The 14567-nt window shown below is 40.1% G+C and carries 12 protein-coding genes; 9 read left to right on the top strand and 3 right to left on the bottom strand.

Annotated features, from left to right (window positions below; translation table 11 throughout):
* Positions 1–29 precede the first annotated feature (29 nt).
* A complete protein-coding gene (locus D9736_RS19175) occupies positions 30–1241 on the top strand; it encodes a conjugal transfer protein TraF (RefSeq protein ID WP_167850505.1) in 1212 nt (403 codons plus the stop codon).
* 418 nt (positions 1242–1659) lie between these two features.
* Here the strand turns inward: D9736_RS19175 and D9736_RS19170 are convergent, their stop codons facing one another.
* From D9736_RS19170 to D9736_RS19160, 3 genes are all read right to left on the bottom strand, one after another.
* Complete coding sequence (locus tag D9736_RS19170) at positions 1660–2004, bottom strand: hypothetical protein (RefSeq protein ID WP_130209565.1); 345 nt, start codon at positions 2002–2004, stop codon at positions 1660–1662.
* Between the two features lie 512 nt (positions 2005–2516).
* On the bottom strand, positions 2517–2969 hold the full coding sequence (locus tag D9736_RS19165) for a hypothetical protein (protein ID WP_130236385.1): 453 nt from the start codon (positions 2967–2969) through the stop codon (positions 2517–2519).
* An 827-nt stretch (positions 2970–3796) separates the two neighbouring features.
* A complete protein-coding gene (locus tag D9736_RS19160) occupies positions 3797–4168 on the bottom strand; it encodes a winged helix-turn-helix domain-containing protein (protein WP_130209569.1) in 372 nt (123 codons plus the stop codon).
* A 1097-nt stretch (positions 4169–5265) separates the two neighbouring features.
* Here D9736_RS19160 and D9736_RS19155 point away from each other — a divergent pair.
* From D9736_RS19155 to D9736_RS19120, 8 genes are all read left to right on the top strand, one after another.
* Complete coding sequence (locus D9736_RS19155) at positions 5266–5883, top strand: fimbrial protein (RefSeq protein WP_130209571.1); 618 nt, start codon at positions 5266–5268, stop codon at positions 5881–5883.
* Positions 5884–5901: 18 nt separating this feature from the next.
* Positions 5902–6624 (top strand): molecular chaperone, encoded by a 723-nt coding sequence (locus tag D9736_RS19150; RefSeq protein WP_130236386.1) that lies wholly within the window; start codon positions 5902–5904, stop codon positions 6622–6624.
* 1 nt (position 6625) lies between these two features.
* A complete protein-coding gene (locus D9736_RS19145; protein WP_130209575.1) occupies positions 6626–7339 on the top strand; it encodes a molecular chaperone in 714 nt (237 codons plus the stop codon).
* Between the two features lie 12 nt (positions 7340–7351).
* On the top strand, positions 7352–8080 hold the full coding sequence (locus D9736_RS19140; protein ID WP_130236387.1) for a fimbria/pilus periplasmic chaperone: 729 nt from the start codon (positions 7352–7354) through the stop codon (positions 8078–8080).
* A 95-nt stretch (positions 8081–8175) separates the two neighbouring features.
* Positions 8176–8730, top strand: coding sequence for a hypothetical protein (locus D9736_RS19135; RefSeq protein WP_130209579.1), 555 nt, complete (start codon positions 8176–8178; stop codon positions 8728–8730).
* 2 nt (positions 8731–8732) lie between these two features.
* A complete protein-coding gene (locus tag D9736_RS19130; RefSeq protein ID WP_130209581.1) occupies positions 8733–11336 on the top strand; it encodes a fimbria/pilus outer membrane usher protein in 2604 nt (867 codons plus the stop codon).
* A gap of 310 nt (positions 11337–11646) precedes the next feature.
* Complete coding sequence (locus tag D9736_RS19125) at positions 11647–12249, top strand: hypothetical protein (protein ID WP_130209583.1); 603 nt, start codon at positions 11647–11649, stop codon at positions 12247–12249.
* A 305-nt stretch (positions 12250–12554) separates the two neighbouring features.
* Positions 12555–14567 (top strand): hypothetical protein (locus D9736_RS19120; protein ID WP_130236388.1); only part of this gene is annotated, 2013 nt, incomplete at its 3' end.

The following is a 14567-nucleotide window of genomic DNA, read 5'->3' as shown; positions in this document are numbered from 1 at the left end:
AATTCATTCTTTTGGCCAGGAAAATAAAAATGAAATTTACGCTAAGTCAGTATTCTCTGCTGACCTGTGCTTTTTTTACTGCTCTGTCTGGTAATGCTCAGTCGTCTACGACCTATATGGAAGCCAGTAATGATGCTATGGGAGGGACGGGAGTTGCATCGTCTCATTATTGTGCGGCAGCACTCGCTAATCCGGCACTGATGACGAGTGCCACCGCTTCCGATGATTTCAGCATGATTCTGCCGTCAGTCGGAGTACAGGTATCGGATCCCGACCATTTGCAGAGCGATGTGGATGCCGTGAAAGATGCCTGGGATCGCTATGATGCAGCTCTATCTGGTGCAGTCGCGCCTTTGGGGGCCGCGACCGATCTGCAACATCAACTGGAGAAATTTAAAAATACACAGGTGAATGTGCTGGCGAGTGTAGGCATGGTCGCGACAGTTCCGAACAGTCAATTACCTTTTGCCCTGATACTGAAGTCATGGGGGACGGCAACGGTGGAAGGAAAGGTCAGCGACCACGATCTGCAATATCTGGATGATGTGACTAAGGGCAAAATTATTCCAACAGCGAGCGATACTGATACGTTGACATCGCGGGCCTATGGTCGTGCGGCGGCAGTGAGTGATGTCGGGATTGCTATTGCTAGGACGTTTGAGACGAACGGGCTCAGGTATTCTCTTGGCGTAACTCCGAAATATCAGCGTGTGGATCTGTTTAATTACAATACCACGGTACAGAATTACGACAGCCACGATTTCCGTAGCCATGAATACCGTAATAATACTCCCGGTATTAATGCCGACATTGGTTTTGCTACTGAGCTGAATGAACACTGGATGCTGGGTCTGGCTGGGCAAAATATTGTTCCCCGTAGTATTGATACGAAAGAAGTTAACGGGCTGAAAGAAACCTTCAGGATTCGCCCACAGGTAACTGCCGGGGGCTCATGGCATAACGGAATCGTGACGACTGCATTGGATGTAGATCTGACGCCGGCCAGTGGTTTTACCCATGATACAAAGCGCCAGTTTGCGGCTATGGGGGCTGAAGTTAACGCCTGGAATTGGGTGCAACTACGTGCGGGCTATCGTCAGAACATCGCTTCTTCAGAGGGTAGCGCCTTTACTGCCGGTATCGGCATTTCACCTTTTAATATGGTACATCTGGATCTGGCAGGCCTGGTGGGCACTGATCGGACATATGGTGCTGTGGCTCAATTAAGCGAGACTTTCTGACAGAAAACAGAATCCGGATTACAGTAACATATTACTGTTTTAGTACGGGCATATAGCGGCGCTGTGACAAATATAGTGAAGCGTATGCCCGTAGTTTTTGTGGCAGCTGTCGATGTATGATGTCAGTAGGGGGGAATTATATAGCAATACAATAATGTATCGGTAATGAACAGGGATATATTGAAGAATACAAAATGCGCACTGACTAAAATTATAACGATAAAGATAATCGAGCGTAATCATATTTAGATGATATTTTCTTTTGAGATAAAAAATACCCACCATGATACATGGTGGGAAAATCGAACAATGAGTAGGACGGTTGTAGCAGGAATTACCTCACACAAGAATCATTATTAACAGGATTAAAAATTGTGTATATAGGGCCATTGCCTGATAATTATTCTTATCACTTACCTTACATAAGCACTTTAACTTTGGATATCCATCCCCTTTGTTGCATACAAAGTTCTATCCACTCATAACGAGTATGTTCATTGACATCAATCACATAACTTCGTAAGGTTGGTGAGCTATCATACTTTTTTTTGCAGTGCCTGTTGTTGCGACATTTTTCGACGTGTGCTTCATAAACTGTTCTTTCCGCTACTCTATTCTTAACGGGATATTTCTCTTCAGCCAATGTTCCGCATTCATATTGTGCAGTTGAAAGATCCTGGGCATCAGAGCGAGTGCGTTGCCATTCTGTTGTGCATCCTGATAATATGAATGAGACTAGTAGTAGGACGTGTATTTTTTTCATATCATGTTCCTTATGTTCTGCTTGAGTATCTACTTCTTATATCACACACACTACGTTTGTCTAACTGAACAGTATTGTCGAAGCGAAATACTTATTATTGACCAGTGTAATAAAAATAATATAAAAATAGAAGATTTGTATCAGATATTCAATACAGTTGATTACTTATGTCTGTGATCATTGAAGGTGGTTAAACGTGTCATAATCCTCTGGCGCTTAGATGCTAACTGGCATAAGACTGCTGTTTATCATCCTGGCTGCGAAATGATGACGAAAACTAGGCTACGATAGTTCAGATCGTAAACTCAGTTATGGCTGAGTATGAAATGGACATAGAAAAATAAGAGGAACAACAGTGGCATATACGGCGGAAATCGTGGGGGCGGGTAACCTGAAGTTACTGTAACAAAAAAAGGTATATATCATCAGAGAGTGAGCAGGAATAATACTCATTCCTGCCTGGTAACAGGAATGATTTATCTATGATAAATGTGAAGTTGGCGGGGGGGGGGCTATTGTAAAACGGCATTTCTATGAGGATATGGAGTATGATGATCAATTACAAAGCGGGTCACTTTGCCAGTGATAGAAGATAGATCACAGCGGAAATAAAATGGGATCCATTTCGACCCGTAAATAAGGTATTGGCCATTGCCAGTTAGTCTGATAGGAGTATGTAATATTAAACTATTTTGTTCCCCGTCACTGAGTGTGACTTTCTCGACGAGAGATTCATGTTTTTGTATAACAGTCATTGCAACGGGGAGGCACAGGAATTCTGCTACCTGATGTGCTTCGGTCCACTCATTTTTGATCGCTGTTCTATCTTGTTCATTACTGATTTGTGCCGCCATAATTTCTTCAAGATAATTTTTTTGCTGTGCCGTAAGAACTGAAGAAAAAGCAAAAGCGGGAAGAATTAGTGTGCCGGCAAAAAGTAACCTGGTTGTCATCTTTGTTATCATATAATTCTCCATTAAAAACAATAAAATCCAGGGTTATTGATCTATCAGATACATTCATTTTCACACGAAAAAAAATAAAATCTTGATGATAATTATGAAATCTGGCATCACCTGTCATTTGATTGTATCAATTAAGAATAACAAGTTACTGAAGAATGTGGTTTTGGTTATAACTTATTGAAAGTGCACATTATGATCGGGTACCAAACCATATAAAGGAACATGTTTAAAATTTACCATGTAACTCTGGACGTAGCCAAAGATAACGAGGGGAGCTGAGGAATCATGCAAGGTGAGCCTCGTCATTGACCTGAACTTGTTAATATTCAAAGGTAAGGTTGTGATACAACCTGGTTATTAAAGCAAATGAAAGGCTCAATAGTGCTACATTTCCTGTTGACAAATTAGCTGAGTAAAAATTTAAAAAAACAATAACGCCGATAATCAAAAGATTGTGGAATATAGAGAGTAACTACAATTATTCTTGATTATTAGTTAAAAAATAACATTTCAGTGATTTATAAATAAAAATGAAGAAGAACGTTTATGCCAATGGTAGCTTGTTTCTTCAATTATAGTTTTGTCAAATTAGTTAATAAATGATTTGTATGTTAATTATATGACCTGTAAGCGTTTTGTCAGAAATGATACTGTGGTTGCTATATTGCAGTGTTAATAAAAAATATTCCCCTGCCATCTGGATGCACAGAGGAACAATAGCTAAAGCATTGCATAATATTGAAATTTAATTATTCTAATGTCACTAATAAGGAATTAAACTATTAGGCTACATAAATAATTATAGGTATAGTGTGTGTAGCGTGAACTCAAATAAAATTTAATATTAGTGAAACAAATCGAGTGATTAAATTACGTCTTATCGTATTTCCAGCTCCTTGTGCATGAATGGTCATTTTATAACCTCGTTTGTAAATGTTTTCAATTATCACTGGTCCACCGACAGCATCAATTTTTCTACGAAGCTGAAGAATAAGCTGCTGAATATTATTATTACTGATCACCTCCCATCGTTCTCCCCAAACAGATTGAGCAAGCTCATTTCGTGGTAGAATACTATCTGACTGCTGCTTATGCAGCAGCAACGAAAACAACGCCGCTTCTTTTGGGCTTAATCTGGTCGATTTTTTTCCAAACATAAGCACACCGGTTTCATCATCAAAATTCAATTCAGGGTTCATATTATATCTCCTTGCCAAATATGTATTACCATATAAACATTAATCTATTATCAATACGTGAAACTGGTTAAAACATAATGATTAATAACCACCTGATAACAGAATTCTGATACTGTCATAATTGTTTTTTATGTCCCTGGTGATTTCTTATGTGAATTTTGGCAGGCACTTATGTAAATCAAAAGTTTAATAAGCAAGATAAAATTACTTAACGAAATGAACTATACACAAAGAACCTAAGGTGATTTATTCACTATCTTAAAATAAGTAATAATTCGGGATGCCATCAGCGTCGCTATATCAGGAAGGGGGGGGCGACATCGAATCCCTGAATTCTTGTACACTGACGAAATGCAGGTTGTTGCAAGTATGCCCATTCATTAATTTTCATATTTACCGTATCGGATTCATATGAAGACTGTACAGTGATGATACATGAGCCTGATATTGACAATATCAGGCTGATCTTTTTTATCTCATTGATTAAGTGAGGGATATGAAACACATAGATGGGTGCATACCAACAAATGATTAGCTGTTATCGATGCTTCAGATTTCGTCCACGACCATAACCAGTCTACCGCAGAACTACCGTTTACAGCCTTTATTCATCAACTCGTGGATAAGGTGACCAATCTACGGTGGTTTATGCTGGCGCTGAGCTCTGGCAATCATAATGGAGCTTCATCGTTCAGAAGTCGTCAATACCATCGCCAGCTCATTTACCACACCTCCTGATGTACCGGTGTTCCTGGCCCGACTTATTGTTGATGGATGATGACAACTTCATGTTGCGTAGCATGATCCTCAGAAAGGATAAAATCAAATAGCTTCAATGAGTACAGGTATAGTGTTTTATTTTTTTTAGTGAACAATTTTAATCCAGGAATTTAGCTAAAAGGCGTAATTATTGTTTTGAAATATATCTTCTTTTTTTCTTTTTTTATCTTGTTTCTGATACTATTTCTGATTTACAGAGCTGTATATACTCAATTACGAGATTTTTTGATTGTTAGCGATATATTTTCCTGAAAGTGAGTTTTAGTTTTGTAACTGGATTCAGGAATGACAAGGGAATTTAGCTATTGTTGTAAATAATGAGTAAGGTAATTATTGTGAAATATTGGTATTCGCTAAGTATTCTGACGGCTATAGTTACAATGGGAGTATGGAATAACGCTATAGCAATTGGCAAACCAGCTCATATTGATGTCTATGCAGAAATTTCGGAAACAACATGCGATATTAGTGTATCAAATGAAAGCATAGTATTAGGTACGTTCTCAAAAAATGATTTTGCAAAGTCAAAAACAGATGTGGGAACAAAATCTTTTGACTTAAGGGCCTCTAATTGTACCGAGTCCGGTAGTTCACAAGGAACTGTTCCGGGTGATGGAGGGGTTTATGCTGAAGTATTATTTAGTCCAGGAATGGGTATTCCTGGTGAGCCAACATTATGGAGTAATACCGGGATAAACGATGTTGGCGTGGTTCTCAAAGGTCGTGTGTATGATTTTGCGGCCAATACATCCACTATGACAGAAATTAAAAACAATGATTATATTCAGTTGGCCAACGTGTCTAAAGGCGATGTGATAAGTTCAATTGATGGAAAACAAACAACGTTGACCGCATCATTACAGGCGATAAATGCGAATACTGCGTCTGCTCAGCATATTAAAGTGCCTGTGGATTTTATGATGATTTACCAATAAGCATACGGTAAAAGGGTTATGTTGATTAAATTTTCACTGAGTTTGTTGTTTCTTTTTTTATTGCCATCTGCATGGGCAGATGGGATTGGAATTAATGCGTTAAGGATAATTTATCCAGCAGGAAAGACATCAGTTTCGGTAAGTTTGAGAAATAATACTGACAATACCTGGTTGATGCAAAGTTATATTACCAGAGTTAGTGCCGGTAAACCGGATAGTCAGTACTTTAAAGTACTTCCTGGAATTGAAAAAGTTTCGCCAAGAAATGAATCAATAGTCAAAATGATTGCGTTGGAAAATGTTGACAAACTTCCCCGTGATAGAGAGTCAGTTTTTTATTTTATCTCTCGTGGTATTATCACATCAGAACCATTACAAGATGTGATACTACCTGAAACTCAGGCTGGAATTATATTTTCTTTATCCTCACAAATAAAAATGTTTTACCGTCCAGTTGGATTGACGGAAGAGGGGGCTGATGAAGCAGCCAAAGAAATTGTATTTAATCGTACTGCTACGGGCGTCAAAATTATGAATAATAGTCCGTATTACATTTCGCTTCATGACCTCTTTTTTGGTCATAATAGTATAGCTACTATTACTCTGAAAAATATGGGGATGATCTCTCCCTTTGAGTCTATAGACCTAACGTCCACAAAAATTGGGAACAACCGACAGGTGTCATGGGTCACTCTCAACGATCTTGGTATGGCAGAAATGCATCAGGGAAAAGTTCATTAATATGCGCACCCTGTACTTTTTGTTCATTATCTTATGTTTACCTGTAAAAAGTCATGCTGATGGGTTAAGTATTGATCATACCAGGGTCATTATGAGCTCTACATTGCACAGCACAGAGATAGTGATTAGCAATACCAGTAAATATACCTGGCTTGTGCAGAGCGGAATTGTTCATTCTCTCGGCAGTACAGAGAAACTAACACCCTCGGAAAATTTTTACATTTTGCCACCGATTTTCAAATTGCCATCAGGTCAGTCGCAAACAGTACAGATAATTCGTCGGCAACCGGTATGGCAACATAATCAAGAAACATTACAATACATTGTTTTCAAGAGCATACCTGCAATTGATAAAAAATTTTTTGAACTGAACAAAGTCAAACAGCAGCTATCGGTATCACTGAGTTTAATTATTAAACTTCTTTCACGTCCCGCTGACCTTAATGTATCGTGGGAGAAGTCTGTTTCATTATTATCATTTACGAAAAAAGAACATGCGTTGACGATCAGCAATACCAGTCCGTATTTTATGACGCTTAGCAGAGTTTTTGTCAATGGAACAGAAATAGCATTAGATGGTAAACAGAGAACAATAACCCCTTTTAGTAAAATTACACTTGATAAGGTAATAACATCGTCAGGGGATGAAATTAAATGGACCCTCATCAATGGTCAGGGCGGTGAAACCAGAATGATGACGTACAATTTATTATAACAAAGGATATCTATGCCCTTTCTGCGCAAGATAGTTGTGTTTCTTATAATAGTAATAACAAACAAAGGGTTGTGCGATGAGACTACACAGGGTATTTTCATTAATAAAACTAAACTGGTCTTCTCTTCACATTTAAATAAAATCGTGCTCAGGGTGGTTAACCATACAGCCGAGCATTATTTATTACAGGCAGTAATTCAAAGTTACGATCCTAAAACGGGTATGGCAGCTAATGATAATCAAGTCTCACCCTTTATAGTTTCTCCTCCTGTCCACGAACTACGTGCCGGTGATGATACCTTAGTGTCTTTACTTGCAGTGCCGTCACGCGCGATTCTCTTACCATCAAGCAGAGAAAGTTTATACTATTTGACGCTAAGACTAATACCATCTGAAATTAAAATGTATAATTCGGTTAAGTTACGCTTAGTCACTGCTTATAACATCAGGGTCTACTGGCGCCCGATGTTTGATTCAATTAAGGAAAAAGATATTTATTTTTCTTGCAATAATGGTGAATTAAATATTTTAAATCGCTCGGGTTATTACAGGGAAGTGACGCAGCTATTTATTGATAAGTATAAGATAAAAAAGTCTCTACTTATTAGACCCGTACCACCTTATGGTAAATTGGAAATAAATACTTCTGTTCAACATTGCTCACCTGGCGTGCATCAGGTTTCATGGCGTTTTCGGGATGACTCTGGTGTGCCATCTGATTTATATCAAATGGATTTTTAGCGAGTTGTGATATGAATGTTTTGATAAGAAAATTCCCCTATATTTTTTGTAGCATTCTGATTTTTTTTGCCCCTGTTGTTACGCAGGCAATTACGATGCCAACTCCGACATCTGCTCCTTTAGAGGAATATGCATATTTAAACTTTCATGCAGTTGTTGAAGCCACAACATGCGATATCTCTCTGGATAAAACAGAGGTTGAAACGACGATAAATAAATCGGTACTGGCTGCTGTAGGTCCAAATAATGTCTATCCGCTTGATATTCTCGAACTAACTCTGAATAACTGCACAGGCCTCATTGATGCGGGAAAGAATGTGATGGTTGGTTTTAGCGGGCAGGTGGCAGATACTGATCGCACTTTCCGTGCAGCAGATTCGAAAAATGTTAAGTTATCCGCTGTTTTTAATTTTACCGATCAATTTACGGCACCCAACATTGCACATTGTAACCAGGGTAATGTGATTAATTATAATAATCTTACTGCAAATTTACTTCCCTGGCCAGTAACGCCAGCTCCTTCAGGTGAACTCCACTCATTGAATGATAGCAAGGCAAAACTATTCACAGGCATTTGTGTTCCGCCTGATGGTGATTCCGGAAATGGTCAATTTCACGCTGCATTAGATATCACATTATTCTTCATCTAATCATGAATCATAAGAAACTTATTGATCTGCTCTTATCCAGAGTCGAAACAAACCTTCTCAGATTATCATTAATATTAATGATTGTTGGGCCATTTTTTTCCCAGAAATCGTGTCATGCTGAAGATTATTTCGATCCTGATCTACTGGTGACAGACCAGCAGGGCAGCATAGAAAAAATAGACCTTAGTCAGTTTGAAAAGGAATCATCACTTGCTGAAGGAACATATCTGGTTGATGTTATTGTTAATACTGTATGGATATCTTCAGAAATGGTTAAGTTTAAGGTATCTCCCCACGGAGAAAAACTGACTGCGCAGTTAAACCGCGAACAACTTAGTCGTTGGGGCGTTAATACTAATAGTAATGACGCACTTGCAGCTTTAAAAAACGGTGAATATATTGATGATTTGTCACGTGTTATTCCTGGCGCAACGCTTCGTTTTGAACAGCAGAAACTAAAACTTAATGTTGAGATTCCTCAAATAGTAATGAAATCATCTGAATCCTCTCAGCTTCCTGCAGTTGACAAATGGGATGACGGCATACCCGCTCTGATGTTTAACTATATGTTCAGTGGTATGCAAAGTGATGCTGATTTCTCCAACAGACATGCAAGAATGCGTTCTTTTTTTCTTTCATCACAAGGTGGTGCAAATTGGGGACCATGGCGGTTACGCAGTTCCATTACATGGTCGCAACAGGCAAATTCACCGACATTCTCTAACCGATATATTGCGAGAGATCTAAAACAATTAAAGAGTGAACTTACTCTGGGAGAAACCTGGACACAAAATGACATACTGGACAGTATTAATTTTACAGGTCTTAAGTTGAGATCCAGTGATGACATGAAACCTGACAATCAACGTGGTTTTGCTCCTGTTATTTCTGGTATTGCCAGCTCGCGTGCGCAGGTTAGTATTTATCAGAATCATAATCTCATCTATCAGACATCCGTTGCTGCTGGAGATTTCCGGCTAACAGATATCCCACAGACAATGAATAGCGGTGAGTTGACGGTAATTGTCCGGGAAGCAAATGGTAATACCCAGCAGTGGGTTCAACCCTATACCGGACTCCCCGTCATGCAGCGAAATGGCCATGCTGAATATGAGTTTGAGATGGGGAAAGCTATATTTAACTCTTATCATAAGGATGTTAAACCAGCATTCGAACAGGGAACTCTTATTTATGGTTTACCTGCAAACACTACTGGCTATGGTGGCTTTTTGCTTTCTCGAAATTATGTAGCCATGACGGCAGGTGCTGGCGTTTCACTGGGAGAATTGGGCGCTGTATCGATTGATAATACCTGGTCTCATGCAAGCCAACCTCATAGTTCTACGGTATCGGGTAATGCATGGCGACTTAAGTACTCAAAAAATCTTCTTACTACGGGTACAACTATTGATATCTACGATTTTCGTTATGCGTCGCGTGGTTATATGTCCTTCATGGATAGTCAGACTTTACCTGTTATAACTTCTTTAATGGGGAGTCAGGTATTAGGTGCATTATACAGAAACAGAAGGCGTCGCCGGAATTTACAACAAATCATTTTGCGACAAAATTTTAGTCATTGGGGAAATTTGAATCTTAGCGCAATTCATGAGGATTACTGGAATTCAAGTGAAACTGATAACCGTTTTAGTTTTGGATATGGATTGTCTGTTAGTTCGGTTTCTCTGTCGTTAAACATCTCCGTTAATAAAAATCAGCTCACCATGCCAGGGCAGAAAAAGAATTGTGAGGTTTCTTTTAACCTTTCAGTACCGCTGGATACCTTCTCATCCAATTCAAATTCCCGTTATGGTGATCTCAGTTATCAGGCAATTCGCGACCCTCGGGGGGATTTTAGTCAAATGGCCAGCCTTTCCGGAATGTTAAATGACAACTGGAATTATGAGTTTGGACAGTCATCGTCACAAGGCCAGGATGCGATGACAATGTTAAACATGGGGTATGACGGAAGTACGGGTAATGCGCAATTTGCCTATGACTGGAGTCATCATCAGAAGACGGCGAGCGCCAGTGCTACTGGCGGCGTTGTCATCCATCCTTGGGGAGTGACGCTGGCACCTGTTTTAGGGGATAGTATTGCTCTGATCCGCGCCCCCGGCGCTTCCGGGGTTCATATCGTTAATACTCACGAAAATACTGATTGGCGAGGTTATGCCGTGGTTCCATCACTCACTAATTATCGCTATAACGCTATTAATCTCGATCCTGATGGTCTGGATAGCCACGTTATGTTAACGGAAACCGGAAGACGCGTTGTGCCGACAAAAGGTGCTGTTGTTGTTGCAGAATATCCCGTACGCACCGGAAGGCAGGCCATTATAACGTTGCATTATCAGCGAGGTGTTGTCCCTTTTGGTGCGATAGTAAGTCTAGCGACGGATCATAATAAAGGGAATGCGGGAATTGTTGGTGAAAATGGTGAAGTTTACTTATCCGGATTAACTGATGAAGGATACTTACACGTTATATGGGGTAGTGAAATAAATAAACAGTGCAGTACATCTTTCAAACTACCGCACGATTCCGACCGTTATTTAGATGAATTAACCCTGACTTGTCATCAACACCCCCTTTCCTCGAGATAAACTTATGTTCAGATTTATGTTCCTGCTGTTCCTTATGGTCTGTTCTTGTTCCCACGCAGCATCATTCTTAGCAACATCTGTCTCTGATGGCAGCCAGGCGCAATGCGAAATTACTGGCATAAGTCATACACAAGGTGCTGTTTTTCCTGTTGCGCTTGGTGTTCGCTGTAGTTACCAAACACAAAATAATCGAAAATTTGCACTGTCCATTGGGAGTTCCATTACTGTCGATATTTCCGTGAGCTGTAACGGACTTCTGAACACGCCTCCTTCACCATTGGGAAAAGTGTTGTCCCCTACAGGAACAGATATGAGCTCTTATTACCCTTTGGGATATTTGTTTAATGCAGGAGCAGGACAAATTTTATGTCAGATATTTTTTAATAATTCCAACCAAATAGTGAAGCCTGGATTATACGTTGCCGGGTTATTTAGTGATTATCAGGGCCAGCCAGACGCATGGGAATTGGATGGTTATGTCGCAATCAATAATAAGACCGTACCACAAGATACTGGTTCTGTTTACTGTTATCTTATTACTCCTCAAAACACTATAGATATGGGGATTATAAAACCGAATAGTGAGTCAAAACAGATGAGCATTGATGTTGGGGTTAATTGTTCTGGGGCAACCCCTTCGATGGATACTGAACTGGGCTATTCTGTGCGATTTAGTAAATTTAATTGTTCTACTGATTGTTCGTTACTGGGTGAATATGTTCCTTATCCTGGCAGTGTTGCCGATCCCGGCGATGATCCGCAAACCGGTTTTACTATGAATGATGTTATGCAGTTTAAAAATGGTCAGACGACGAATACAAAAAACTATACCACGTTATGGAAAATCAGAGATAACAGCGGAAACCCCAGAGATATTTCGGCTAAAGCATATGTGGATATATATTATTATTAGAATTTAGTTTTTTTATATCAACACTCTCTTCAGGATTAAATCCATAGCATTATGCATATGCACGGCTGATACTATGTTTTATATTATTTTACTGCCATTATTCCAATTAAAATTATTCCCCTTTAAAGCACCATTTCTAACCAGTTTATATGTGGGTGTTTTCAATTATATTTTAATGATTAATTTAAACGATAGCCTGTAATACTTATTACTGTTTATTATAACTGTTTTATGGTTTTTTATTTATTTTGATTTTTATTAATCTTGTTGAATCTAATCAGAGAGCAAAGGATCAAGGTTTTGATATGACTTCAACAGTATATGAAAAAAAAACCACGCATGATGGGTTAACAGTCACATTAAGCATGCGTAAAGGTGTTTATAGAGGAGGCTTATACTTCGACAGTGCTGACCTTGGGTATCTTGGGGATATCGAAAAATATCATATTTATTATCTTTTGAAGGTAACTGATAAATATGGTAATCCTGTTTCTGGAAAACAAATAAAGCTATGTGTAGATGCTATTACATTTCATACAGTCTCTGATTATAACGGTTTTGAACCAGTAATAAACTACTCTGGAGATTTGAAGCAAAGTAATCCTGAGGTTAGTGTCTGGACTAATGTAAACATTGACAGCAATGGTGAGTATCTCGCTGGCTTGCTCCCTTGTCTGATAAAAAAAGGGAACAGCCAAACTAAACGAAATACAGTTGGACCATATACTTATGCAGTCGTTGAATTGGTTTTTATTGTTGATGATGTTGATATTCGAGCCGTAATGAATATTGATGACACTTTCGAACCACTAAATCTTTCACCGCTGTATGATTATCCAGTGGTAACTAATTCCACAGGTAACTATAGAGATATCACTGATACAGTAATTTACTATCCATCAGTTTATGATCTTGAATACCCACAGTTAAGTAAAAAAGTGTATTTTGGGTTTCGTGAAGATGCTATTTACATACATGAGGCAAAAGATCTGGTCGGGGTTTCGGTAGATGAAAATAATCGAGCTAAAATGCCATTTACTGAGAGTGAAATTAATAATCGAGCTGTCTGGGCTTATGGAGCTAATACATCTGGTTTTTTATCTGCACCGTTACGTTGTCGGGAGGCTAATTCTCAACCCAAATCCGAAATTATAATCAGCCCGCAAAATAACAGTAATATCTTTCCCGGGCAGACGGTTTATGCCACTTTCCAGTATCAACTGAAAACCGGTGAAAGTTTTTCCGGAACCGAATGTCCATTTAAATTAAACCGGGGGAATTTTTATCCTCCTGATATCTCCTGGTGGCAGGACGGCAATACCTTATATGGCGGCTGCTTACTGACTGTGAATGACAGCCTGAAGAAAGGTGACCAATTGTCGTGGACGGTTTCCTGCTGCCTGGACAATAGCGGCATTCCGCTTGCCTCTGAAACCGTGACCTGGAATGTAGCCTGGGATGCCGATATTGATGTTGACGTCACTTTTGCTGCCGATACACCGGTGTTAATTGATTACAGCAATGACAGCACGCGACCATTATCTTCTCGTCCCACCATGACCTGGCGACTGACCGTGCCGGGACTCAGAAACACCCAGGCCTGTTTTTATCCCCTCGTGACCCGCATTACTGAAGATGCCATCATCAGCGACGCCTCGTTCAGTGAAATTGTCCCCTGTGCGGCAGACAGAACCAGTGGGGATTATTTTTACGTCATGCTGGACGACCTGGGGAGCGCTGTCATTAACGTGCAGCCCCGGGAAAACCGCACGCTGCTTACCGCGTTCAGCGCCGGGATTTATGGCGTCGGGACGATGGTCAACACCGCGAACTTTTTTATCAACAGTGCCTGGGAGGCTGCGACGGCGCCAGCTGTCAGCGTGGCAGAAGGGCAGAACCCTCAGGCGCGCCCCGGTGATGACAGCTATGGCCTGGCGACATTTCCGCTGCTTTCTAACTGGGAGGCGGTGAAGGAGCACGACCTGCTCGGCGGCGCGGTGTATCTGTTTGCCGGAAAAGAGATACAGAAAAAGAACCACTACACGCCACTGACGTTACTGGGAAAAACGCAGATCCCGCTTAAAGCCAGTGGTGGCGCACCCGATATCGCCCTGTATTTTACCGAATCTAATTTCGAGGCCGGAAAGACTTATTACATCCATGCCTGTCTTGTCGAAAATGCCTATCTGCACAAAGGGGTGAATTATCTCCGTCTGCAGGAAATCAAATTTGAAATTCCGCAGGACCAGCCTGCCGCACCGGACGGGGTGAAGCGGACCTATCGTGCACCGGAATTTGTCTGTAAAGACGGCGCGGTT

The organism is Escherichia sp. E10V10, from assembly GCF_004211985.1.
Taxonomy (GTDB): Bacteria; Pseudomonadota; Gammaproteobacteria; order Enterobacterales; family Enterobacteriaceae; genus Escherichia.
The sequence above is the reverse complement of the archived record's forward strand: the minus strand, read 5'-3'. Positions and strand labels throughout refer to the sequence as shown.